At 36.1% G+C, this 26,077-nt stretch carries 20 protein-coding genes, 1 tRNA gene and 1 pseudogene; 6 read left to right on the top strand and 16 right to left on the bottom strand.

Annotated elements, in window-relative coordinates; genetic code table 11:
- Positions 1 to 173 precede the first annotated feature (173 nt).
- Positions 174 to 1,253 (top strand): annotated as a pseudogene (locus tag PN497_RS08375) (tetratricopeptide repeat protein).
- Between the two features lie 174 nt (positions 1,254 to 1,427).
- Here the strand turns inward: PN497_RS08375 and PN497_RS08370 are convergent.
- Positions 1,428 to 1,781 (bottom strand): hypothetical protein, encoded by a 354-nt coding sequence (locus PN497_RS08370; RefSeq protein WP_096571556.1) that lies wholly within the window; start codon positions 1,779 to 1,781, stop codon positions 1,428 to 1,430.
- A 407-nt stretch (positions 1,782 to 2,188) separates the two neighbouring features.
- Here PN497_RS08370 and PN497_RS08365 point away from each other — a divergent pair, with 407 nt between their 5' ends.
- Positions 2,189 to 2,797: an esterase/lipase family protein gene (locus PN497_RS08365; protein WP_096572814.1), complete on the top strand. Its 609-nt coding sequence runs from the start codon at positions 2,189 to 2,191 to the stop codon at positions 2,795 to 2,797.
- An 87-nt stretch (positions 2,798 to 2,884) separates the two neighbouring features.
- Here PN497_RS08365 and PN497_RS08360 read toward each other — a convergent pair whose 3' ends face one another.
- A complete protein-coding gene (locus PN497_RS08360; RefSeq protein WP_096572815.1) occupies positions 2,885 to 3,313 on the bottom strand; it encodes a VOC family protein in 429 nt (142 codons plus the stop codon).
- A 272-nt stretch (positions 3,314 to 3,585) separates the two neighbouring features.
- Here PN497_RS08360 and PN497_RS08355 point away from each other — a divergent pair, with 272 nt between their 5' ends.
- Positions 3,586 to 3,729 carry a hypothetical protein gene (locus PN497_RS08355; protein WP_236104016.1) on the top strand — a complete coding sequence of 48 codons (144 nt, stop codon included), beginning with the start codon at positions 3,586 to 3,588 and terminating at the stop codon, positions 3,727 to 3,729.
- A gap of 9 nt (positions 3,730 to 3,738) precedes the next feature.
- On the opposite strand, the gene PN497_RS08350 is transcribed toward PN497_RS08355, so the two are convergent.
- The 9 genes from PN497_RS08350 to PN497_RS08310 all read right to left on the bottom strand — a co-directional run bounded on the left by PN497_RS08350 (position 3,739) and on the right by PN497_RS08310 (position 13,678).
- Positions 3,739 to 4,383: a hypothetical protein gene (locus PN497_RS08350; protein ID WP_272109909.1), complete on the bottom strand. Its 645-nt coding sequence runs from the start codon at positions 4,381 to 4,383 to the stop codon at positions 3,739 to 3,741.
- A gap of 122 nt (positions 4,384 to 4,505) precedes the next feature.
- Positions 4,506 to 7,643: an HsdM family class I SAM-dependent methyltransferase gene (locus PN497_RS08345; RefSeq protein ID WP_096571560.1), complete on the bottom strand. Its 3,138-nt coding sequence runs from the start codon at positions 7,641 to 7,643 to the stop codon at positions 4,506 to 4,508.
- A 140-nt stretch (positions 7,644 to 7,783) separates the two neighbouring features.
- Positions 7,784 to 7,857 (bottom strand) — tRNA-Val (locus PN497_RS08340).
- A 72-nt stretch (positions 7,858 to 7,929) separates the two neighbouring features.
- On the bottom strand, positions 7,930 to 8,574 hold the full coding sequence (gene dhaL / locus PN497_RS08335; protein WP_096571562.1) for a dihydroxyacetone kinase subunit DhaL: 645 nt from the start codon (positions 8,572 to 8,574) through the stop codon (positions 7,930 to 7,932).
- A gap of 1 nt (position 8,575) precedes the next feature.
- The gene (gene dhaK, locus PN497_RS08330; RefSeq protein WP_096571564.1) at positions 8,576 to 9,649 is read right to left on the bottom strand and encodes a dihydroxyacetone kinase subunit DhaK; all 1,074 of its coding nucleotides are present in this window, start codon (positions 9,647 to 9,649) and stop codon (positions 8,576 to 8,578) included.
- A 157-nt stretch (positions 9,650 to 9,806) separates the two neighbouring features.
- Positions 9,807 to 10,334: an HMA2 domain-containing protein gene (locus PN497_RS08325; protein ID WP_096571566.1), complete on the bottom strand. Its 528-nt coding sequence runs from the start codon at positions 10,332 to 10,334 to the stop codon at positions 9,807 to 9,809.
- A 377-nt stretch (positions 10,335 to 10,711) separates the two neighbouring features.
- A complete protein-coding gene (locus PN497_RS08320) occupies positions 10,712 to 11,002 on the bottom strand; it encodes a DUF5132 domain-containing protein (protein ID WP_096571568.1) in 291 nt (96 codons plus the stop codon).
- A 790-nt stretch (positions 11,003 to 11,792) separates the two neighbouring features.
- Positions 11,793 to 12,332 carry a peptide deformylase gene (def, locus tag PN497_RS08315; RefSeq protein ID WP_096571570.1) on the bottom strand — a complete coding sequence of 180 codons (540 nt, stop codon included), beginning with the start codon at positions 12,330 to 12,332 and terminating at the stop codon, positions 11,793 to 11,795.
- 89 nt (positions 12,333 to 12,421) lie between these two features.
- Entirely contained in the window at positions 12,422 to 13,678 is a 1,257-nt protein-coding gene (locus PN497_RS08310; protein WP_096571572.1) for an HhoA/HhoB/HtrA family serine endopeptidase, read from the bottom strand.
- A gap of 154 nt (positions 13,679 to 13,832) precedes the next feature.
- Between PN497_RS08310 and dnaA the strand changes: the two genes are divergently transcribed.
- Together dnaA and dnaN are read left to right on the top strand one after the other, a co-directional pair.
- Complete coding sequence (dnaA, locus tag PN497_RS08305) at positions 13,833 to 15,209, top strand: chromosomal replication initiator protein DnaA (RefSeq protein WP_096572816.1); 1,377 nt, start codon at positions 13,833 to 13,835, stop codon at positions 15,207 to 15,209.
- A gap of 431 nt (positions 15,210 to 15,640) precedes the next feature.
- Positions 15,641 to 16,789, top strand: coding sequence for a DNA polymerase III subunit beta (gene dnaN / locus PN497_RS08300; RefSeq protein WP_096571574.1), 1,149 nt, complete (start codon positions 15,641 to 15,643; stop codon positions 16,787 to 16,789).
- A 151-nt stretch (positions 16,790 to 16,940) separates the two neighbouring features.
- Here dnaN and PN497_RS08295 read toward each other — a convergent pair whose 3' ends face one another.
- The 5 genes from PN497_RS08295 to PN497_RS08275 form a co-directional block, all read right to left on the bottom strand.
- Positions 16,941 to 19,685 carry a GAF domain-containing protein gene (locus tag PN497_RS08295; RefSeq protein WP_096571577.1) on the bottom strand — a complete coding sequence of 915 codons (2,745 nt, stop codon included), beginning with the start codon at positions 19,683 to 19,685 and terminating at the stop codon, positions 16,941 to 16,943.
- Positions 19,686 to 19,969: 284 nt separating this feature from the next.
- Positions 19,970 to 21,157: a TRC40/GET3/ArsA family transport-energizing ATPase gene (locus PN497_RS08290; protein ID WP_096571579.1), complete on the bottom strand. Its 1,188-nt coding sequence runs from the start codon at positions 21,155 to 21,157 to the stop codon at positions 19,970 to 19,972.
- Between the two features lie 43 nt (positions 21,158 to 21,200).
- On the bottom strand, positions 21,201 to 21,590 hold the full coding sequence (locus PN497_RS08285; RefSeq protein WP_096571581.1) for a DUF2358 domain-containing protein: 390 nt from the start codon (positions 21,588 to 21,590) through the stop codon (positions 21,201 to 21,203).
- A 50-nt stretch (positions 21,591 to 21,640) separates the two neighbouring features.
- On the bottom strand, positions 21,641 to 22,549 hold the full coding sequence (locus PN497_RS08280) for an ABC transporter ATP-binding protein (protein ID WP_096571583.1): 909 nt from the start codon (positions 22,547 to 22,549) through the stop codon (positions 21,641 to 21,643).
- 199 nt (positions 22,550 to 22,748) lie between these two features.
- A complete protein-coding gene (locus PN497_RS08275; RefSeq protein ID WP_096571585.1) occupies positions 22,749 to 23,522 on the bottom strand; it encodes an ABC transporter permease in 774 nt (257 codons plus the stop codon).
- 526 nt (positions 23,523 to 24,048) lie between these two features.
- Here PN497_RS08275 and PN497_RS08270 point away from each other — a divergent pair.
- Positions 24,049 to 25,995 carry an FAD-dependent oxidoreductase gene (locus PN497_RS08270; RefSeq protein ID WP_096571587.1) on the top strand — a complete coding sequence of 649 codons (1,947 nt, stop codon included), beginning with the start codon at positions 24,049 to 24,051 and terminating at the stop codon, positions 25,993 to 25,995.
- Positions 25,996 to 26,077: the final 82 nt, after the last annotated feature.

Here is a 26,077-nt window from a genome sequence, read left to right as displayed (position 1 = left end):
TCTAGAACACCGATTCATTAATCGTCAGGGCGAAGCATTCGGGTGATAACCTATCGCTAAAACCATTGATATTCTGTCCGAATGCTTCGCCCCTACAAGGTAAAAACAGATTACCTAGCATTACTGAATCGACGCTCTAGGCGTGAGAAATTCATTTAAGTTTATATAAAGTCATGTTGGAAGAAGTTATCGCCGCCTTTGAACGTAAGGACTATCAAACCGCCGTTACATTAATTAAACCATTACTCAAACAATCACCGGAAGATCCTTCGGTGCAATTTTATTTCGCACGGTTACAGGAAGTTTATGGAAAGCGAGAAGAAGCAGAAAAAATTTATCGTCAACTTTTGAAAGTGACCATCAATAATAAAATCATTTCCCAAGCACGTCAAGGTATACAAAGAATCAAAGATTTTGAACAAACAGAAAGACAAAAAGCCATTGCTCAAGCAATAGCAGAACCAAGTAATAATGAACCGGGAATTTTGGTTTTAGAACCGATTAATAATCAACTAAAAACCGTAGCTGCACCCAAATTTGCCCAAATTATGCAAATTGATACTTACTCAGCTAGACTCATGTTACCTAGTCGCAGTTGGCGAGTATACCGCACAGGAAAAATAGGCGAAATGCAATTTTATGGCAAACAATTACAACAAGCTGGGATTCCCTGTTTTTGGTTAAAAATATCCCAAATTCAACAAATTCAAGTATATCAAGTGCAATATTTTTCTGAATCATCACCTAACCCAAAAGTTGTATGTGTCAGTTCAGAAAATCAACTTGGTTCTTTGAGTTTTGAATGGTCAGAAGTAACTGCCAAAGTTGTAGGACTTTTACCTATTTTTGAACAGGTAGTAGATATTAATGTTCGCGGTAAATTAGAACGTAAAACCCAAACTCAAGACTATTACCAATTTTGTGATTTACACCTACCTAAAAGACGTAGTATTTTAAGAATTTATGACAATGGCTATGAATTTAAAAAAGGTTTAGAAATCACTCCCCAAGCTACACAAAACACAATTAGAATTAATTGGAATAGTTTGATGAGTTGGGTTGAGCAAAAAATACCTCAAGTTAAAACTTCGTCAGATTTTCAACCTTTTGGAGAAACAGTTTTAGATCAAACATAAGTGCTAAATCAAATTCCCTCTCATATTCAATTATTTAGGAGGGAAAATACTAATTCGGATGCAGCTTTTCAGTTGTACAGTGGCATTGTGTTTCTGAAAAACTGGTCAAGTAATTGATAAATCGGTAAGTTTGAGATTTTGGATTAAAGGTAGGATTTGTCTTTGTGTTTGTAGTAAGGGCTTTAGCCCTGATTTTGAGGACTAAAGTCCTCACTACGAGCAATATATTCTATATTAAACAAGTTAATTAATCCAAAATCCAAAATCCAAAATCCAAAATCCAAAATTGATTTATCCAGGTACTTTCACTTGACCTGCCATATCCAGAAAACTACTCATGTTCGCACCTGGACGACGACGACCACCAGAAGATGGAGTAATTAAATATTTAGTTGCAAAATTTGTTTCAGTTGCTACTGCGGGTTTTGCGGGTTCTGCTTTTGCTGCTTGAGCGGGTTCTGCTTTGGGGGTTGGTGCTTGAGCGGGTTCTGCTTTTACTACTGCTGCTGGTGCTACGGGTGCTGCTGCTGGTGTAGTTTCTCCAACTTCTTCTTTTAGTTCCAAGTAGTATTCATCTTTTTTGCCAAATAACCCACCGATGAAGCCAAGAATACCACCGATTAAATTTTTGATAAATCCAAACATGACAATTTCTCCTGTTTTTAAATTTTTGTCATATCACCATAATTGTAAATTATTTCAAAATAATTTTACATTTTGTTGCCATAATCATTGCGGTAATAAGCAGTAATAACTTTAGGGATTTTTACTAAATCGCCTTGTAGTCATTCTATAGGCCAATTGTTATGACTTCATTACAACTATTAGCGACTGATGAAGACCAGCGAAATCATTATTAAATCTTACCGTATCTATAAGCAAGATTCTGAGATATTCCTTAACAAAATTTAACAACATTGGTTAATTGCAAAAACTGTCATAGCGTCTGGGTTGATAGCTCTGATACTTGGTTATATTTTCTACAGAAATAACTCAAATCAGATTTGATGAATACTGACAATTTTTTACAAACCTATTTTAAAAGTATTACTATGAATGATAAAGCAAACAAGCGTAATCCTGTTTTATTGGTACACGGAATTAATGATACTGGGGCGGTTTTCAACAAAATGGCGTGTTACCTGGAAAAGCAAGGTATGGTAGTTTGTACACTTGATTTAATTCCTAATAACGGTTCTGAGCTTTTAGATAATTTAGCACAGCAAGTAGCAGATTATGTAAACATGAACTTTGCACCAGAACAACCATTAGATATAGTGGGTTTTAGCATGGGGGGAATAGTCAGCCGTTATTATATTCAAAGATTGGGAGGAATAGAAAAGGTAAAGAGGTTTATTACCATTTCCTCACCCCATCGGGGAACAAATATTGCATATTTAACTTGGTTAAAGGGTGCTTTACAAATGCAACCTAATAGTGATTTTTTAAATGACTTAAATTCTGATGTAGAAATGTTGAATAAGTTAAATTTTACATCTATTTGGACACCTTATGATTTGATGATTGTACCTGCGGAAAGTTCAAGAATACCTTTTGGTAAGGAAGTGATTTTACCCGTTGCTCTGCATCCTTGGATGTTAACAGATAAAAGGACTTTTGAAGTAGTAGCATCAGCATTAGATGAACCAATTAATTATTAGTTATTAGTTATTAGTCATTGGGCATTGGGTTATTCATCCTCCCAGTCACCAGTCACCAGTCACCAGTCACCAATCACCAATCACCAATTACCTATCACCAATTTCTGTATAGTCAGAACTGCCAAAAATTGCTGATGGATAACGATAATATTTAAATTCCATTAAGTTATAAAAAGGATCTTCTAAAAAGAAAGTGTGATGTTCTAGAGGAGAACCAACAAAACGGTTTTTGGGTTCTTCTCGAAAATTTAATTGTTTGATTTTTGCTGTTTCTAATAATTCTTGCCAGTCTTTTTCTTGGGTGAAAATTAAACCGAAATGTCGGGGATAAATGCCTTTTTGGGGTGTTAAAGGTTCTTTAGTGATGTGGGCAACTAATTGATGTCCGTAAAGGTTGAGAATTAAAGCGTGGGGGTTTTCTCTTCCGGGGATGCAGCCTAAACCATCAACATAAAATTCTTTGGTTTGGGCGATGTTGGTGACAGGGAAGGCGAGGTGAAATATGATTTTGTTCATGGTGGGGGTTGAGTGCCAAATTATTTGACCACTTGACAAATTAATGTCCACAAAAATATTAACTCCTAAACCCTTACACAGTAAGGGTTTTGTCATTTTAACCTATATTTAGCCCCTTCAACATTAATTGACAAAAGAACTGTCCGAATTTAGATATTTGACAAATTAATTGTCCTATATTGAAAATCCCCATTTTTCCAACTTTTCCCAGACTTGACAAATTAATTGTCCTCCGATACAGTACAATACAACTATGTTTGTAAAAGACATATATGCTGGAAATACAAGATGATCAACCCAATGATAACGAGGTTTATCGAGTTCTACAACCAATTATTGAAGCACAGGAGCAAAAAGCCAATGTTAGAAGTCGTGGTTGGCGTGGTTCTAGATTATCACTGAAAACTCGTGACTAGGTTTTAAATTTATTCAACTGAAGATATACTATTAGTAGGCGTAGCAATTATTTTGAATAGTAAATGGTGACATCTAAAATCAATCGGATATGATTTTCCTGGAGGAACTATTCGCTGGTGATCCGAGGTTTTGTGATCACGATCTGGAAAATCTGGATGATCATTTAATGTACATGGTACTTTTTTTGCAATATTGGTAAAAGCTTTGTCAGGATCACCAGAAAAAAGATAACCCAGCATTCCTCCTTCATAAGAAAAGGGTGCATACAGGCAAGTTACAAAATTGTCATTTATCTCTTTTACATATTCACCAACTGCGCCATCTGTTTTCAAAACTTTAGCTTCTAAAGGCCATATAATCCTTCTATTAGCCCTAAGAATAAATGCAATGTCATACTCTTTTGGTTGTGCTGGTGCAACTTGACGAGTTTCCCTTTCATAAGAACCATGTTGAACATAATATGGCTCATCCCCTGTCATAACGCTGTGAATTTCTGGCTCAAGCAGTTGAGTAATATCTCTTTCAATATCATCTTCAGCTTGACTACAATCAATTTCTGAGAGTACCTCCTTTAGTAATAAATCATATCCTTTCCATACGAAAGTAAGTATATTGATTGATGCTGTTTCACACCAATCCTTAGAAATTGCCATGAATTCATCTGTCTCTGGCCATCTTAATTCTGAAATTGTCTGCCGTCTTCTAACCAAAATTTAACTCCTGTACTACTAATATTTTGTGTTTGAATTTAGTTCATTTGATATATATCTAATATCTAAGTCATAATATCTGCGGCTACTTCATCAGCATCTCTTAAAGCCATAGAGCGAGTCCAATAACGAATTTTGTCAGGTTTGATTAAATAAATAGTAGGAATTTTTACTCCATTCAATTCTACTGAATCATAAATTTTGGCAACACGCTGATAAAAGATGTCACCATTTTCTATACTTCCTGTTTTCAAATATGATTTATTTAATTTCTCCAATATTTCTATTAAATTAGGGGAGTCAATAGGTTCAATATGTACACCATAACAATCAGGTCTATTCAGATAAATTGCGACTAAGCGAACAGGAAAAAGATTGTTATTTTGTTCCTGAAAAACGGTGGCGCAAACTTGTTTATCTTGTCCAAATCCTGCTTTCAGAACTCGCAAGAAATACTCGCAATATTCTGTAAGTTCAGGTTCAGTATTATTCTGAGATTGACTATTATCTACACGGTGAGTTCTTTTGCGTCCTGGAGAAGCACCATCTCCTTTAAAATCTGGCAAAGTGTAGTTGAATAAATCATTAATTAGCACCCATTCACTATCTTTAAATTCAAAAGCTTGTCGTATACGCTCATCTATATCATCAAATGTTTTTATATTCTGCAAATCTCCTACTGATAATTCAGGTATTGGGACACGCAGTAAATCATTTACATTAACTTCTGGGATATAAGAGGCAAAACGACCACTAGAAAGTAGTAGATAATAGACAGCTAACTTACTATTGTATGCTAGACAAGCAGCATTCAATTGTGAAATATGACTTTCAGGAATATGTATGCTCACATAACTTTCAGAGCAAATAATTCCTTGATTTGTATTATCAGGACTAATTATTACTGAACGGAATCTACCACTTTTTTTCTGCCAACTGAGCTTTAAAATCATTTGTGGCAGTTGAAACGCAGATAGACTACTCAATCCTGTACCAGAGTCAATGTATGGATCATCATTTATAGGAAGTTTTTGAGCATTTAGGTAGATAAAACTTTGGTTAATAAATTTGGTTGATTTCAAAATTCGTTTATTTATTAGATTGTTTTCCAATTTTTTCCTATCACCTTTTGGCACACCTTGACGAGTTTTAGCAATACCATTAGATTTAAGTTTTTCAAGACTTGATTCTTGATTTAATCTTCTGACTAAGGATAAATCACGTCTCCCTCCCCACATTAAAGCTGTCCAAACTAATGGATTTGATATCGCCTCTTGGGGGTAAATTACATTAATATCGTATGGTTCAATTACTATATGATAGTCATCTTGATTAGGCATTACTGGCTTGGGACAAATGTATGTCAAAGGTTCACCATCAGGAGGTGTAATTGACATTGTGATAATACAAGCTGGAGAAATAGCATCTTTGAAAAGTCCAAAACGTAATGCAGATAAATTAACTATCTCTTCAATCTTGAACTCTGAAAAGAGAGTGTTACGGAAGCTCTTAGCAGGTTTATTTTGATTAGAAATCAAAGCCATTGCAGGTTGCATCATTGCTACTTGTCCACCAGGTTTGGTTAAAGCAGCAGCTTTTGGTAAAAAGAAAAGAGCAATATTACCATAAGAGGTATTCCATTGGCGATTTTCTGGTCTATTCTTCCAAGAATCTATATATAGAGATTCTTTTATAGTATTTTTACCCCAAGGTGCATTACCTACGACTAAATCATATTTACCAGCATCCTGAACAGAACGAAAACCTTCTTTATCTTCTTGAAAAAAATCAGCAGCAATTAATTGACGTTCACGTAATCTAGGAAAGCGAAACTCATTCTCCCAATAATATTGAGGTTCAACTTTATCTAGCATGGTTAAATACAGACTAAAAGATGCCACTCTTACAGCTTGAGCATCTACATCAACACCAAATAAATTGTTTTGTAGTAAATTTTTTAAATCACTTGGTTGAATTATTTTTCGATGAGCTTTTTCCCATCTATAAATTAAACGTTGGAATGCTTTAACTATAAAAATTCCTGAACCACAAGCAGGATCAAGAATCTTCATATCCCATTCTTCACTATCCCAAGGTAAAACACCATCTAGTACAAAATCAACTATATGTTCTGGTGTGTAATGAACTCCTGTGCCAGATTCTTTACTGACAAATTCTTCATATATACTGCTAATAAAATCTAAAGGTATAACATCAAAATGATAGTATGGCCATAGGCTTACTTGTCCAGTTTTCATGTGTACATTACCACTGACAAAATAAGCAAGTATATTTAGGTGATCTTCTTTAACTTTTTGTTCTTCTGTTTGCCATTCAATTTCTCTTTCTTCTGGAGTATTTCCTTTACCTGGGAATAAATCACCATTAAACTTTCTATTAAGCCAACGAAAAAATTTATAAGTATCTCTATGATTTCTTAATATGCCAGCTAAATGAGAGTATTTAGCCGATAATTCTCCAATTTGATATAAATAATCTAGTAAATTTGTGTTTAAAGTGGGATTACCTTTAGATTCTTGACGATCAAAAAGGAATTGAATGAAAATAATTCTTGCTAATAAATCATGAATAGTATCATCATCAAGTTCATTTTGTTGAAGTCTTTCACGTACACTTTTTAGATTTTTCAATAACATTTGGTCAGCAGCTTGACTACGTTGAAATCGCTGACTATGTTCTTGGAAAAATTGACCGGATACTAGATCAGCCCAGTGTAAACGCAAAGTTTCAGCAGCTTGATCGGAAAGAGATAACTGATTAAATGACTCAATTTCCTGTTTAGAAACATTAACTACAGGCTTGATAATATCATCTTCTTTTGGAGGCTCTTCATAGCACGTCCAAATTCTTAATCGGTTAGGTTCTGTTGTAATGAGTGACGGTGTACGAGAAAAACTCCAAGCAAGTCTATAAGTTTTCTTTAATGTTTCCTCTGATACTTCTCCTGGAAAATCGCACACTAAAGCAATGGGTGTTTCTGTTGAATCCCCTTGAGAATTTGCCGCCAGCACTCCTATTTGCACACCATGACCATCTGAAAGTTTGCTGATAGTTCTACCTAATTTTTCTCTAGCGATTCGTGCATAAACACTTGGACCAGCACCAGATGGCTCCAAAATTTCTTTTGGAGTCGGCCAGTGAAGCTTTTGATGTGCTAGTTCAAGTAGTCCAGACTGTGACATTGTGTGATTTAAGCTGCATGAAAATAGAATTTTATATTTTAACCATTACATGGTCATGACATTGATTGATTCAAGAATACATTAGTATTGTTCATCAACACTAGCAAAGGGCAGATATAATTACAGTAAAATAAAAAACATGGACGTAACTGGATTCGAACCAGTGACCCCATCGATGTCAACGATGTACTCTAACCAACTGAGCTATACGTCCTTAACCAAAGCGATTATTATCATAGCATATATATTTTAAAGGTCAAGAGAAAAATGCCAATAATGGCACTCATTATTTTTTCGCCCTCGAACCTTCCACCACTTCCAACAAACTCCGCAACATCCAATAAGCAGAAGTTCCTCCCGGATCTTGATGTCCGATACTGCGATCGCCTAAATAACTTGCTCTGCCTTTCTTTGCTAACATCGGTATAGTATCCTTTAACCCTTGTTCCGCGGCAGTTACAGCCATCCGCAAAGCTTCCACACTACCCTTACCTTCATTTACAGCTTTTTCAAAAGAAGTCACAGCGGGATACAGCACATCTACCATAGTCTTATCTCCTAATTGCGCCTTACCTCGTTCAACAACTCCATTTAAACCAGATTGGAGTAAATTCAACATATCTTTTTCAGTTAATTCTTGCTTACCCGCAGTTACAGCACTCGCTCTTAAAAACCACGTTCCATATAAAGGACCACTTGCACCCCCCACACTAGATATTAAAGTCATGCTGACAGTTTTCAAAATACTGCTGATGTCCTTCCCTTCAATACTCGGTAAGATAGTGCTGATCTTTTTAAAACCTCTATCCATATTGATACCATGATCAGCATCACCAATGGCTGCATCTAATTCCGTCAATTCTTCTTTATGTTTCTCAATAACAGAAGCAAATACATATAACCATTGAAAAATTTGCACCTGAGTAACCATTTCAAACTCCCCAGCGTAAACTTGCGGTTTTAACTGGTGCATCCCATAGCTGTAACATTTCCTCGTCTAACTTCAGCAGCGTGATGGAACAACCTTGCATTTCTAATGATGTCATGTAGGGTCCAATTAGATTACGCACTATTTCCAGTCCTTCCATCTGACAAAGTTCTGCTAGTTTGCGGTAGACAAGATAAAGTTCAGAAATCGGAGTCCCACCCATACTATTAACAAAAGCTAAGAGGCGATCGCCTTTTTGCAACGGTTTATTTAATAGTTCCACATCCTGCCATTCTTCCTTGGTTTCGTCCCATTCCCGCACCGTGCGACAATAGGCAGTATCATCAAAGAGCGATCGCCATAAAATCTCCGTAATTTCATCCCCTGACATCATAGAAACCCGTTCTCTTCCTGGTTCTCCATGAATGCCAATACCTAATTCTATCTCATCATCCCCCAAAGCAAAAGTTGGTGTACCCTTAGCCGGAACTGTACAAGAACTTAACGCTACCCCCACACTACGACCATGCAGATTTACTTTTTTACACAAATCAGCTATCTGCTGTAAATCATAGCTTTTTTCTGCCGCTGCACCACAAATTTTTTCTGCCAGTACCGTTGTTCCCACACCCCTTCTTCCTTGGGTATATAAACTATCCTTCACTGCCACATCATCATCAATAATAATATTTAATGTACGGATACCCTCACTTCTGGCTAACTCCGTAGCCATTTCAAAATTCATTACATCGCCACTGTAATTTTTCACAATATAAATAATACCCGCACCCCCATCAACCTGCTGTGCGGCGGCTAACATTTGATCAGGAGTGGGAGACGTGAAAACCTCTCCAGGACAAGCAGCATCAAGCATTCCCATCCCCACAAAACCCGCGTGCATTGGTTCATGTCCACTACCACCACCGGAAATAATTGCTACCTTACCCTTTACAGGTGCATCTGCTCGATAAACAAAAGTTGGCTCAAAATTTACCTTAATTAAATCAGTATGAGCAGCAGCCATACCTGCTAAACTTTCCCTAACAAATGCTTCTGGTTGATTAATCAGCTTTTTCATAATTTCTGTTGGCAAAGGTGCTAAGATTCAGGATAAACTTTTACAGCGCCAAATTTCAGCATTTTTGCTCATGAAAGGGAACAGGGAACAGGGAACAGGGAACAGTTAGTCAACTAATTAACGATAAAATTTCGACATCAAAAGATTTTCAAATCTGTCACCTGTCACCTGTATTGAATTTCAAGAAACTATCAAAAGCGTACCAAGCTAAAACATACCAAGGGATTACTTCTAATTGTAAACCCTTAATGATTAACTGTCTTACTGCTAAAGTACCAAGTCCCAAGGGAAACAGAAAACGCAAATCTACAGAACCATTTGTAGCACGTTCAACTCGTTGGTTTAAATCAATCACTGCATGAGATATTCCCGATGCTGCTTCAGTTTGACCTTGGGTAATATCTGTAAAAATTATGCCTATATCTTTCAGTGTTTCCAAAATTTCTGATAAAGTACCAGTTTGATGATCATGATGAATCAAAATACTACCATGATGAATATTAGTTCTCACCTGACTAATGTGAGGTTGTGCTGTTAAAAAATTGGCGATATGTTGCATTTTCTCAACTTTACGGTTTTCCGGTGCAACTCTTAACCTGAGTCTTCCTGGAGTATCACTGACAATTTTTATAGCAATGGGATTAAAGGATTTATTTAAATTTGCTTTATCTGTAATTTTTAACATATAGCATCCAACTTGATTTATAAATTTTTATCAGAGTCAGGGAATAGGGAACAGGTAGATGAGGAGGAAAATTTTAGATTTTAGATTTTAGATTTTAGATTAGAGTTTATCAATACAATTCAAAATCTTTGCATCCAAAATCTAAAAGAACAACTTCTGACTTCTGACTTCTGACTCCTGACTCCTGACTCCTGACTCCTGACTCCTGACTCCTGACTCCTGTACGGGCGTTCGCGAAGCGTGCTGGAAGCATCAGCATTCGGGCGAACAATTATTAATTTTTATCACAGGTTATTTTCCGAATGCTTCGCCCCTACGACTCCTGACTCCTGAATTCTTACTTCATAATTCAATTACGAATTACGAATTACGAATTATTAGGAATTATGTTGATTTTCCGAAGCAGTTTCAAATGCTAGTGTGTGTTGTTCTTCTGCTATTTCTGCTCTAGCTTCAGCGACGATATCTTCCCAAGTTTCACCCAATTCAGCAAAAACTCCCTTGCTTTTTTGGTAAGCAACAATACCACCTTTAACTATTGATTTAACTATGGGTTTACCCACTCCAGCAACAACAGGAATGACCACAGGTGCAAGTAAAACAGCACCAATTCCGACGATAATTCCAGGAGCGCCGGCATCTTCTACAAAATCAGTAATTTTTGGCATATTCAATCAACCTCCTATAAATTAGAGAATCTTCAATAAGCAGTCAGCTATCAGTAATCAGTAATCAGCTTTTAATACCATTCACATATAAATAGGTTGGTGGTAAAATTGCAAATTTTAGATCCATACCTATATTTTGTCCAAATTTATATGCTCCAGTGATTTGTGTTTTTAGTACATTTTGCTGATGGTTGTTAGCTGACGGATGAATGCTTACAATAAGCCTTTTAATTTACTCTAATTTTAGTCATTATTTCCTCTTACTACTGGTAGAGGTTTTTTATAATTCAAACTCAACCTTATGTAGTAGGGCTTGTATTTGGCGTTGATTTCGGGGCATAATTTATCACAATCTTGGTAAAAATCAGAAAAATGACACGCTTTATCCATAACCAATTTTCCCAGCTATATCTAGATAGGACTTACGCAAGATGTGACTGAAAACCTTATTCTTGCGTAGGGGTAATTCATGAATTACCCCTACTTTCTTTCCCTTTTGCGTAAGTCCTGTAGATTTAGAAAATAGTTGTTGATAATTTGTTGATAATTTGTTGATAAAATTAAGGTAAATTATATCCCCGATTCTTCACAAAGATAAATCATTTATTGATTGTTTATAAGTATTCCACAATAGCACTTGTTGATACCGAGATCCACGACTTCTGCAATCAATTCACAATTTATGGACAAGCTCATAAAAGAAGTCGGGGATCTGATCACTCTATTCCTGAATGCTTACGATTTTTTCAAAGAGAATATCGGGGATTTTTATTAAATTCATGGAAAATTATCAACTCTTCTCTGCTTTAACTATCCTCTGTTGATATTCAGTTTCAGTCATTAATTCTTCAGTAGATTCTACTCTGTCTAAAAATACCTTTCCTTCTAAATGATCATACTCATGTTGAAAAATCCGCGCTACAAAATCAGTTAATTCTTGTTGTTGTAAATTTCCATTTCTATCAGTATATTCAATTTTAATTGTTTGATATCTGGGAACTAAACCCCTAATTCCCGGAACACTTAAACAACCTTCCCAACCTTTGACAACCTCGGTAGAATGACTAATAATTTGCGGATTAATCATTGCTGTTGGTTGCATTTCTGGTGCATCTGGATATCTGGCATTTGGACGAGAAGCAACAATTAATAAACGTAGTGATTCAGCTACCTGTGGTGCAGCAATTCCCACACCATTAGCTTGAGCAACTGTAGCTATTAAATCATCAATTAATTTTTGAATTTTCTTATCTTGAATATTTTCCACCCAAGCTGCTTTTTCACGTAATTTAGGATTACCTAATTGAATAATTGATGATTTATCGGTCATTTTGCAAACTCCTGTAAAATAGAACTAAAAACTTGATTCTTGTGTAGGGGTAATTCATGAATTACCCCTACTCTTATTACTGTCAACTATTACCTATCACCTCTAATGGGTAAAGGTGCAGGTCTAACTATTAATTGAACAGTTGTTCCATTGCGTTCTACTTGTATTGGTAGAGGACTACCAACTTGACTATTTTCTACTATTTTTTGCACTTCTTCCACTTTAGTTACAGGTTGATTATTAATACTTTGTATCACATCCCCTGCTCTGAGTCCACCAATGGCTGCTGGTGATTCTGGAACAATTCTCACTAATAAAACTCCTTGTTCTGCAACTAAAACTTTATCCCCAAATCTAGTATTTATTCTTTCCTTAACTTCTGGTGTCAGCGCCACCATTTGTACACCCAAATAAGGATGATCTACCCTACCTTTGCTAATTAATTCTTGAGAAATTTTTTGCACGGTATTAATAGGAATTGCAAATCCTAAACCTTGAGCGCCTTGAATAATTGCTGTGTTCATTCCTATGACTTCACCACGAGCATTTAGTAGTGGACCGCCAGAGTTACCAGGATTAATTGCTGCATCTGTTTGTAAATAATCTACTCGTTTATCACTAGCACCAATATCACTACTAGAACGATCTGTAGCACTCAAAATTCCTGAAGTAACTGTATTATTTAAACCTAAAGGATTACCAATAGCAATTACCGCTTCACCTGGTTGTAATATATTAGAATTACCTAAAGCTATAGCTGGTAAATTATTAGCATCAATTTGAATGACTGCCACATCTGTAACTGGGTCTTCTCCTAATACTTTACCCTCAAAAGTTCGCCCATCTTTGAGTGTTACCGTAACTTCATCTGCTCCATCTACGACATGAGAATTAGTTAAAATTTGTCCAGAGGAATTAATAATAAATCCAGAACCACTACCCCTTTCTACTCTTTCCCTTGGCTGGGGTATTCTATCACCAAAAAATCTGCGGAAAAATGGATCGGAAAATTCTGCTGGTATTTGAGATGTGACTGTTTTAGCGGAATCAATGCGAACTACCGCACCACCTACTTTTTGTACTACTTTGACAACAAAATTAGGGTCGCCAGAAGATGCGATAATTGCAGGAGGCATAATTCCTGCATTTGTGTTTGTAGTTTTGTCTAATTGATTTGTGCCTGGTTGTGCTTCTAAAGTTCTACTATTTAAGTTAGAGCAGCCACTAATAACTACTGCGGCTAACCCAGTTATTAACATCCAAACTCTGGTTTTTGCTTTCCTGTGGTGGATCAAATCACTGGTATCAATATGTTTGGATTCTAGATGATGATGATTCGTATTCATGATGTTATTTTTTCTCCGTGTTAGTCGCTAGGTGGTAGGATATTAGCTACCTGGTTTCAACCAGAATGGTTACAGTTTCAAGTTACATAAAGTTACATAATTTTTTGCTCATATCTCCTTCTATTGTGGCAATTAGCAGCAAAGGTAGTAGATGATGGAATTTACCCTAGACAATCTGTGGCATCAGGTGTTAGAGCGTTTACAGTTAGAGTTATCTCGTCCTACCTTTGAAACTTGGATTAAAACAGCTAGTGCAGTACAGCTAGAAAATAATTGCTTAGTTATATCTACGCCTAATTTATTTGCGAGAAACTGGTTGCAAAAGTATTACATCAATACTATTGCGCGTGTGGTGCAGGATATTTTAGGTTATCCTGTAGTAATTTACATTACTGCTGTTCAAGGTGATGAAGTTTCTGGGTTAAATCAACAAGATGTTAATTGGGAAGTTCCAGCAGCTAATACTATTCAATCAAATGTTCCCAAAAATCAACAAAAAAGTACAGAGTTAAATTCTAAGTACGTTTTTTCTAGATTTGTGGTTGGCGCTAATAATAGAATGGCTCATGCTGCTTCTTTAGCTGTGGCAGAATATCCCGGTAGGGAATTTAATCCTTTATTTTTATGCGGTGGTGTGGGTTTGGGAAAAACCCATTTAATGCAAGCTATTGGTAATTATCGTTGGGAAATTTATCCTGATTCTAAAATATTTTATGTTTCCACTGAGCAGTTTACTAATGATTTAATTACTGCAATTCGTAATGATAGTATGCAGAGTTTTCGGGAACATTACCGGGCTGCTGATATTTTATTAGTTGATGATATTCAATTCTTGGAAGGTAAGGAATATACTCAAGAGGAATTTTTTCATACTTTTAATACTTTACATGAGGCAGGAAAGCAAATTGTCATTGCTTCTGATCGTCCTCCTTATCAAATTCTGAGTTTACAAGAGCGTCTTTGTTCGCGGTTTTCTATGGGTTTAATTGCCGATATTCAACCGCCGGATTTAGAAACCCGCATGGCAATTTTACAGAAAAAAGCTGAATATGAAAATATTCGTTTACCTATAGATGTAGTTGAATATATTGCTTATAATTATACTTCTAATATTAGAGAATTGGAAGGGGCGTTAATTCGGGCTTTGGCTTATATTTCTATTTGGGGTTTACCTATGACGGTGGAAAGTATTACCCCTGTTTTAAGCACTTCTAGCCAAAAAACGGAAGCAACACCAGAAGTTATTTTAAATGTGGTGGCTGAGTTTTTTAATCTTTCTAGTGAAGATTTAAAAGGTAGTTCTCGCCGTCGGGAAATTAGCTGGGCTAGACAAATTGGAATGTATTTAATGCGTCAATATACAGGATTAAGTTTACCAAGAATTGGGGAGGAATTTGGCGGGAAAGACCATACAACGGTGATGTATAGTTGTGAAAAAATTACCCAACTTCAGGAGACGGATAAAAGTTTAATGCAAACCTTACGACAGTTGAGCGATCGCATTAATATGAATACTCGTTATCAAAAGTAGTAAGTAACTCAACCTGAAAAAACGTAATACCCAGATACCCGACTTGTTTAATAAGTCGGGTATCTATTCACTGTCACCTGTCACCTGTCACCTGTCACCTAATATTAAGCAAAGTATAAAAAATTGTTAAATTTAACTGCGATTGTGGAAAAAATATTACCTTTTGGGGAAAAAGTTGTGGAAAACTTAATAATTTTGTAAGAAAAATACATTAAGTATAATTACTTTGTGGAAAACTAAGCGAGTTTTTCCACAGCTTTTCCACAGAGGGAGAGCTTTTGAACAGTCCTATCTCCTCAGTCCAAAATTTGTTACCATTGTTTTTCGCTTGTTAAATCCATATTGATAGCGGTTGTCAGTGTGATGAGAACAAAATATATCTCCTCAAACTCAACCCTATTCCCCATTCCCTATTCCCTATTCCCTGCTCTATGAAATTAGTTTGTTCTCAAAGTGATCTCAGTACCAACCTTTCCCTAGTCAGTCGTGCAGTACCATCGAGACCAACTCATCCCATCCTTGCTAACGTACTCTTACAAGCAGATGAGGAAACTAACCAAGTCAGTTTAACAGCGTTTGATTTGAGTCTGGGTATCCGTACCAGTTTTAGCGCAGAAGTGATTGAAGGTGGGGCGATCGCTCTTCCTGCTAAACTACTTTTAGATATCACCTCTCGTTTACCAGAAGGGGAAATTTCCCTAGATGATGAGTCAGCAGACAACACCGGAGAAGGTATAGTAGTCACCCTCAAACCCAAAAGCGGTAAATATCAAGTCCGCGCTATGGGTGCAGAAGAATTTCCCGAATTACCTGTAATTGAAAGTTCGGAATCAATTCAACTCACCACCGCTGCATTAATTGAAGGTTTAAAAGGTTCTCTTTTTGCTACCAGCACCGACGAAACTAAGCAAGTGCTGACAGGGTTACATTTAACCGTTAAACAAGACACCCTAGAATTTGCAGCTACAGATGGACACCGTTTAGCAGTGTTGGAAACCGCTAACGAGCGTCCCTTAGAAGGTAGCGAACAGTTAGAAGTCACAGTACCAGCAAGAGCATTAAGAGAATTACAAAGGATGCTTGCCCATAGTTCTTCTGAAGAAGCTGTATCCTTATATTTAGATCAAGGTCAAATAGTCTTTGCTTGGCAAAATCAACGTTTAACTAGCCGCACTTTAGAAGGACAATATCCCGCCTATCGGCAATTAATTCCCCGGCAATTTGAACGCCAAGTAGTATTAGAACGCAAACAATTTATCAGCACTTTAGAAAGAATTGCGGTATTAGCTGACCAGAAAAATAATATTGTCAAAATCAGCATTGATAATGAAAATCAAGAAATTACATTATCTTGTGAAGCTCAAGACGTAGGCAGTGGTACAGAGTCAATGCCAGCGCAAATTTCTGGGGAAGATATAGACATTGCTTTTAATGTCAAATATCTCATGGAAGGTTTAAAAGAATTACCTTCTACAGAAATTCAAATGCACTTAAATCAAAGTTTAACACCGGTTATTTTTACTCCTTTAGGTGGGTTAAAAATGACTTATTTAGCTATGCCTGTACAATTGAGAAATTAATTGGGGACTGGGGACTGGGGACTGGGGAAAAAAATTTTAGATTTTAGATTTTAGATTTTAGATTGGAGTTAACAAAAACAATCCAAAATCCAAAATCCAAAATCCAAAATAAATAACTCCTGACTCCTGACTCCTGACTCCTGACTAATGACTAATGACTAATGACTATATGTTTAATAGGAATTTCAATCCAGAATTGTGTACCTACATCCAATTGAGAATCACATTTGAAAATTCCGCTGTGTTTTTCCACTACAATTTGATAACTAATTGATAAACCTAAACCTGTACCTTTTCCTATGGGTTTAGTGGTGAAAAATGGATCAAATATTCTTTGTCTGATAGTTTCTGGCATTCCTGGTCCACTATCTCTAATCTGAATGACTGCACTTTTTTCATTGTCATTCATTACTCCTACAGTGGTAGAAATAGTAATTTTTCCTGACTTGGGATTTTCTTTAGGACTTTCTGCTGTATGTTTTCTGTAAATTTCTAAAGCATCAATGGCATTACTCAAAACATTCATAAAGACTTGATTGAGTTGTCCGGCAAAACATTCTACCAATGGTAAATCACCATATTCTTTAATAATTTCAATACCAGGAGATTCAGGTCTGGCTTTTAAACGATGCTGCAAAATTAATAATGTGCTATCAATGCCTTCATGAATATTTACTTCTTTCATTTCTGCCTCATCAAGACGTGAAAAATTCCGCAAAGATAAGACAATTTGCCGGATTCTATCTACCCCTATTTTCATAGAAGATAAGGTTTTTGGTAAATCTTCTAGGAGAAATTCTAAATCTAGTTCTGCTGCTAGTTCTATAATTTCTTCGCAGGGTTCAGGATATTTCTGCTGATAGATATCTAGCATATTCAGCAAATCTTCAGCATATTCATTGATATGGATGAGATTTCCAGAAATAAAGTTAACTGGGTTATTAATTTCATGGGCAACACCAGCTACAAGTTGTCCTAAAGATGACATTTTTTCCGTTTGAATTAGTTGGGTTTGAGTGGCTTTTAATTCATGCAATGTTTGTGTAAGTTGATCCGCTTGCTGCTGAGTTTTTACTAATAATTCAGCTTGTTGAATAACTACTCCCAACTGTGAGGCTATTTGACTAATAAAATTAACTTCTGAAATTTTCCATTGCCGGGGACCAGTATGTTGATAGGTGCAAAGTAAACCCCAGAGTTGTTGTCTAATAAATATCGGAGCTAATACAAAAGCGTGAATTTGAAACTGCTCTAAAATATCGACATGACAGGGGGTAAATCCCATTTTATGGATATCATCTACTGCAAAGGTTTCATTGTTGCGGTATCTTCCACCTTGAGTATCTTGTAAGTAAGTATCATTCCAAATTGTATTAATTCCTAGTTTAGTTTCATTAAACCAGTTGGGATTAGTAGCTTCAAAGTCACCAACAAATTCTCCACCCCAATCTTCTGTAAATTTATAAACAGAAACTCGGTCTGCTTTGATTAATTTGCAAACTTCCTTAGTTGTAGTTTTAAATATAGTATCAGTATCCAGGGACTCCCGAATTTTATTGATGACTCCAAATACAGCTTGTTGTTGTTCTGCTGTTCTTTGCATTTGCAGTGTCCGTTTATGGACTTGTTTTTCTAAATTTTCATTGAACTTTTGCACCTGTTGATAAAGTTCATATTGTTGAATCGCTGAAGCAAAGTGTTTGCGAATTTCTCCAGCTAGTTCTATTTCTTCATTTGTCCATTTTTGCGCTTGTCCTTTTTTTGATTCTCTCCACAGTTCAAAGGACATCCGGGGATAAAGTTGTCTATTGTCTGGATCAAATTTCCCCGCCCACAGGGTTTCTGTTTCTATTTCATTACGAAAAATGCTTAAATATCCCACTAATTCTTGCCGATAGTGCAGGGGAATCATTAAAATACTGCGAATTTTTGTGGGTTTAAATGCTAGTTGAATAATTCTTAAATTAGAATCTTGGTAAATATCATTAATTGCCCAAATTTCATATTCTCCAGATTTATAATGTTCCTGCCAAACGCTATATTGTTCTAAAAATGGATATATATTTGGGTTGGGAATAACTGGTTGCTCTCCACATACATAAAGCTGGAGACAATTACTACCAGGAATTAAACATTCTCTTAAAGATTTAAATTGACTATGTTGTAAGTCAAAGGCATTATGTCTAATACATAATCTACCACCAATACCATTAAAGGCTGCAACTGTAGCTTCTAAAGCTGGTTGTAAAACTATTGTTGGTAGTGAATGCAGTAGTGTAGCAATACGATTAATAATAGCTTCTCTTTCTGCTTTGGCACGGGCTTGGGTGAGAAGATTACTTTGAGCGATCGCAACAGATACTTGCTCAACTACCATCTGCATTGCATCTAGTTCATATTCTGCTACTTCACGTGCTTGAGAATGATGAGATGTTAATAATCCCCACAGTTGATTTTGATAAATAATTGGTGCTACTACTGAAGATTTTACCCCCATAGCTGTCAAATATTCTATATGACATGGATCTACAGGACGGTAAAGAAGATCCTCAGAAATAATTTCTCCGGTTTCTAGGTTACGCACAGGACTTTGGCCAATTTCTTTTGAGTCTACATTGACTACAGAACGCACCCGCGACTTAATAAATAATTCCCGTGCATGAGGAGGAATATCATCAGCAGGAAAATTCAACCCCAACAATGACGGTAAACGATTTTCATAAATAGATTCAGCAATAACCTCACCACTACCATCATCATGAAATTGATAAATCATTACTCGGTCAGTTCCCAACAAAGAACGCACCTCGGCTGTGGTTGCTGTAATAATGTCTTCTAGTTCCAAGGACTGACGGATACGATTTGTAATCCTACGCAGTAACGTTTCTTGAGCCATGCCTGTTCGCAGGTCTAGTGGAGGGACGGAAACCATTTTTTATACAACTATTCATACATTAATTATAGTCTATTCTTATTTTTAATTAAATTTAAATTGTTTTTTGATAACTTTGTCTTCCGTGGGAGTACGGTTAAGGCATAGGCTTAACGATTATTCATTTTTTGCTGAACTTCCGCAGAATTATCGTTAAGGAATAGGTGACAGGTGACAGGTGACTGGTGACAGGTGACAGGTGACAGTTAATAAATATCAACTATCAACTATCAACTATCAACTATCTCCTAAACTCTCACACCGTCAGCAAAGCGGATTTTCAGATAATCATTATCCATTTTTGCCCCTGCTGGTTGCAGTGCGGCTAAAGCCTGGGGTAAAACTAAGTTACGGCGATGATTACCAATGGTAATGTTTAATTCGTCCCCGGTTTTGCTCAGTTGAATCTGGCTTTTAGGAATGTTGGGTAAATAAAGTTCTAAGCTGTATTGGTTATTTTCCTGCACAACTCTAATAGTGGTTTCTTTGTAATAAACCTGAGTTGGATCTTCATCTTTATAGAGAGTTTCTTTGAGTCTCTCTAATGCAGCTAAACCACACATTTCTTCAGAAAATAAGGGTACTTCCTTCACAGGTAAAGGGAGGAAGTTTTCATGAATTTCTTGGCGGTATTGTTCTTGATTTTCTTTCCAACGTTGGAAAAATGGATCTTCAACTTCTTTGGGAATAATACGGTTAGCTACAACTAAATCTGTGGCTACATTATATAAACTCAGATAAGCATGAGCGCGGAGTGATTCTTTAATCACCATTTTTTCTGGGTTGGTGACAAGTCTAACTGAGGTTTGTGTATTGTCAGTTAATACTTTTTCTAGTGCTTCTATTTGTTCATAAAATTCATAGGGTGCATCCATTACTTCTTTATCTGGTAAAGAAAAACCAGCAATGGGTTTAAAAATCGGTTCAACTAGAGGTCTAAGTGCTACGGAGATGTTTTGAAAAGGTTTATAAAAACGCCGCATATACCAACCACCAACTTCTGGTAAACTCAGAAGACGTAATGCAGTACCTGTGGGTGCGGAGTCAATAATTAAAACGTCAAATTCTCCTTCATCATAATGACGTTTCATTCTCACTAAACCGAAAATTTCATCCATTCCTGGTAAAATTGCCAGTTCTTCCGCTTGTATTCCTTCTAAACCCCGTGCTTGCAAAACTTGGGTAATATAACGTTTTACTGCACCCCAGTTTCCTTCTAATTCTTGCAGTGCATCGAGTTCTGCACCCCACAAATTTGGGCGCACTTGTTTTGCGTCGTGTCCTAATTCTAGATCAAAACTGTCTGCTAGGGAGTGAGCAGGATCTGTACTTAAAACTAATGTTTTATAACCGAGTTCTGCACAACGAAGTCCGGTTGCTGCTGCGACGGAGGTTTTACCTACGCCTCCCTTACCTGTCATTAAAATTACGCGCATGAATGATTCTGTCCTACCTGAATTTTGTTTACATTTATTTACATTATCCTTTGTTTCTGGAAAATAGGTGTTGCTTTAGTACATCTAATTGGGAACAGTGCCAATAGTCAATGTGGGAAATTATTAAACCTTCATTATTGAGACGGAGTTCACTCCAACCAGAAATAGATATCCTTGGTTTCCAGGGTAATGCAGCATCCCAGCTAAGTGTCCACTCGGTTTTAATTGTGTTTTCTTGTTGTTGAATATTATGTAAATCCATTTTTAGGTTGAGGAAAAATGTTTGAATGAATTTAATCATCCATTTATAAAGTTCTAAACCCCGAAATTTAAATACAGCATCTTGAAAATAAACATCCTTTGCATAAATGCTGTAAGTTTGATTAACTGGAAATCTTTGATAGTCGGCTTTAAGTGTTTCTAAAATATCCATGATTGGTAATTGGTAATTGGTGATTGGGTTTAATTTTCAATTTTCAATTTTCAATTTTCAATTTTCAATTTTTCTTGGGTTATTTCTACATAAATATGCTCTAAGCGTACAGGTTGACGGGAAATAGAATCAATGGGTATACTATCAAATTTAGCAAGGATTTCTTTTAATTCTAACGGTTCTGGGAGTAAAAAAGCTAAATCATTACCATAACGTCGGGGTATGAAATTATATTCTTGAGCTAGGGCGATCGCCTCTTCTTCTTGTGTTGTTTGTAACATGACAATTTCTTGTCCGGGAATTAAAGTTTTTAACTCGGATAAACTACCCTCTGCTAATATTTTACCATTTTTCAAAATACCAATGCGGTTACAAAGTCTTTCTGCTTCATCTAATAAATGGGTAGTTAATAAAATTGTCATTCCTTGATTTTTAAGATTACGAATTAATTCCCAAATTTCATATCGTGCTTCAATATCTAAACCTGTAGTGGGTTCATCAAGAATGACTAACTGGGGTTGATGTACTAAAGCAACAGCAATATTTAACCGTCTTTGCATTCCGCCGCTGAGAGTTTCTACGGGACTTTTAGCTCTATCTAATAAGTTTACAGATTTGAGAGTTGCTTCTATTTGTTGTTGTTTTTTTTCTCGTTCTAAACCGTAAATGTCAGCGAAAAATTTGAGATTTTCTGCACAGGAAAGGGTTTTATATAAGAGGTTTTCTTGAGGGGCAATACCAATTAATTTTTTTGTTGCTTCCGAAATCGGTTGATGATTGATTGTAATATAACCACTATCAGCATTTAGTAAATTACAAATAATATTGATTGTTGTTGTTTTACCTGCTCCATTTGCACCTAGTAAACCATAAACTTCTCCTGGCTGAATACTGAATGTTAAATTTTGCAGCACTTTTCGGCTTTTGTAGGACTTGTTTAAATTTTTAATTCTGAGCATATTTTCAATTTAAATCTGTTGTTTGATATACTTATAGATTACATAGCGGATTTTTTTCTTTTTTTCCTTCAAAGGGGAGGTTTTAAACCGTATGGCTAACGCCACGCTACGCTATCGGCTGACGCTCACGGCGGAAGCCTTGAATGAAACAATTGTCAATTGTCAATTATCAATTATCAATTATCAATTATCAATTGCTTTAAAGCTTCCTTTCCACCATCAACATTCGTTGATAAGATACCCATCCACAGGCTAACATAATCATGGCAAACCAGAATAAAAACCACAAATGTAAAATGATATCATGAAAATTTGCCCCCTTAGCCCACACTCCTAAAAGAGCTTCATTCATGTGATAAATGGGATTAAATCTCGCAATATCTAACAGAGTTTTGGGAAATAAAGAAGTTGGTAAAAATGCTCCACCCAAAATTAATAAAGGTACACCAAAAGCAGCCACCAAAGCATTAACATCTTCAATGCGTCTAGCTAATTGTGTACCTAAAATAAATCCTAAACCAACATAAGCAATGATGCTGAATAAAATGATGATCATTCCTAAGAAAATCGAACCTTGAAAAGTAGCACCCCAAAAAGCAGCAATAGTATACACTAAAAGAGTTTGTCCAATACCAATACAGCTATGGGCGAGAAAAATTCCCAAAAAATAAGATGTACCACTTAATGGAGAAATAAACAAGCGTTTGAGAGTTTGCTGTTCTCTTTCTGCGACTACAGTAGCAACACTTCCACCCAAACAACTAAAAAACAGTGCAGCACCTACCAAAGTTGAAGGTGCAGCATTTTCCAAAGCTTCAGACATGGTTAATTTTGCCCGTTCTGCCAAAATAAATCCATTGAGAATTAAAATGGAGATGGGGAAAATACTCCAAAAAATTAAGCTGCGTCTACGTCGTAACAGTTCAATTAAGATGCGCTGAGTTACAGCTATAGTTTCACGCCAATATTTCATCTTGATAATCTGATTTACAAATCAATACCTTGGTCAAAAAAAAGAGTATGAAGAGAGGGCTGATGTAGTAGAGTTGTAATCTTCCAAAAAAACAACTCGAAAGTCACAAACAGCCCATGTTCGATATCCTAACATTGTTGCAATGCTTATAACTAGTGGTAAAAGGCTAGATGTCAATATAGCGTTTCCCAGTCTAATGAATTACACACCATGTTGCTCACAGGTGTGCTGTGTAATATTGAGTTACAGATTATACTAAAAAAGCTTTTTTACTACCTCTCCGACTTTTCAAACATCCTCTTCAAGGTACTTGTCCCTCGTAATTTGACCAAGGGATTGCAAATTTAACTAGAATCTATATTATACTAAATCTACCCTGTGATCTATACAGAGTAGCCAATTAATAGATCATATATTACACTATCAAAGAATCTTGTAATTTTCACATTGATGGCGTTTAATTTACGCTTTTACAAATCGGGAAAATTGAATTGAGAATTGAATTGAGAATTTAATTGTGTCACCAATGAGCCAAATATTTAATTTACCAGAATCATCTACCATTTCTCGGCGTACACTGCTACAATTATTTGGTGTGGGTACGATAGTGGGACTTACAGGTTACTCTCGTTTTAGTAAACCAAAGCCTTCTGTTTTTCAACCAGATAATCTGGATTTACCCAAGATATTAAATACTAACAAAACTGTTGCTGTAATTGGTGGGGGTTTAGCTGGTTTAGCTTGTGCATATCAATTAGTGCAACGGGGTTTTACTGTCACATTGCTAGAAAAATCTCCGCAATTGGGGGGGAAAATTGCCAGTTGGGAAATAGAAGCTGCGGGTGAAACGTTTAGAATGGAACATGGGTTTCATGGTTTTTTTCCACAGTATTATAACTTAAATAGTGTAGTTTCTGAACTGGGGATAAAAGATAATTTTCAATCCTTAAATTATTATTCTGTAGTTTACCACAATTCTCCATATCAACCGGAGGTATTTCGTCCTAGTCATTCTGCTTTTCCTTGGAATATTATCGACTTAGCTATTGCTTCTCCTAATCGCTTACAATGGGGAATAAATCTCACCAAAATTAAGCATTTACAAGTGTTTCAAGCAATTACAGGTTTTCAAAGAGATAAAAATTATCAGCGTTTTGATCATATATCTGTTGCTGATTGGGTGAAGAGTGAATTTCCCCAAGGTTTATATGATTTGTATTTTCTTCCTTTTGCTAAATCTAGTTTAAATGCACCAGATTTAATGAGTGTTGGGGAATTAATGCAGTTTTTCCATTTTTACTTTTTTGGTAATCCTGAAGGACTAGCTTTTAATGGGACAAAAGACGATATGGGGACAAGTTTAGTCCAACCTATTGCTGAGGCAATTTTGCAAAATGGAAAAATTATTACAGATGCAAATGTGAGTGAAATTGTGGCGAATGAAGGTAAAATATCGGAAGTTAAATATTTTGTAGGTGACAATAATCATACAGTGCCTTTTTGGGTGCAGCGTAATTCAGTTGTCAAGGATGAAAAGATAGAATATTTTGGTGCTGCTGATGAAGTTTATGCTGTCAAAAAAGACAATCAGGAAGCAATTTCTTTAACTTGTACCCATCAAGGTTGTACAGTGAAAATAGCTGAGGATGGACAATTTCACTGTCCTTGTCATGGTGCTATATTTACCGCAGATGGAAAAGTGGTTAAAGGACCAGCAAAAAGAGATTTAGCTAAATTTAAAGTAGTACAAAAAGAAGATGATAATTTACAACTTTTAGCAGTTAATCCAGAGTCATCATCACCAGAAATAATTAACGCTGATTATTATGTTTTAGCTACGGATGTTCCCGGAGTAAAACAATTATTTAAACGTATGATTGGGGATGTAGATAAAAACGTGAAACAAGTGCGATCGCAAATTGAAAAATTAAGTATTGCTGATCCTTTTGCTGTTTGTCGTTTCTGGTTTGATCAAGATTTTAATTGGGAACATAGCAATTTTACATCTTTATCTGGTTACAAATTAACTGACAGTATTACTCTTTATCATCGCATTCAAACCCAATTTATTGAATGGGCAAAAAAAACTGGGGGAAGTGTAGTAGAATTACACGCTTACTGTTACAAAGAAAAAGAATTTCCTAACCAAGAAGCTTTGTTAACAACTTTTGAAGAGGAACTTTATGATATTGTTCCTGAGTTAAAACAAGCCAAATTATTACATCGAGAATTAGTTAATCAACATAACTTTTCTGGATATCCACCTAATAGTTATACAGAACGTCCAGAAACTACCACAACTTTAACTAATTTATTTTTTGCAGGTGATTGGGTAAAAATGCCTTTTCCTTGTGGTTTAATGGAACGGGCTGTGAGTAGTGGTTTACTAGCTGCTAATGAAATTTTACACCGTGAAGGTTTGCAGCGTCGTCCACTTTTAACAGTTAACCCAGAGGGAATGTTGCAAATTTAATATAGGAGGAGTCAGGAGTCAGGAGTCAGGAGTCAGGAGTCAGGAGTCAGGAGTCAGGAGTCAGGAGTCAGGAGTCAGGAGT

The sequence above is a fragment of the Sphaerospermopsis kisseleviana CS-549 genome, assembly GCF_028329225.1.
Classification (GTDB): domain Bacteria; phylum Cyanobacteriota; class Cyanobacteriia; order Cyanobacteriales; family Nostocaceae; genus Sphaerospermopsis; species Sphaerospermopsis kisseleviana.
This window is presented reverse-complemented; position numbering and strand designations above follow the sequence as displayed.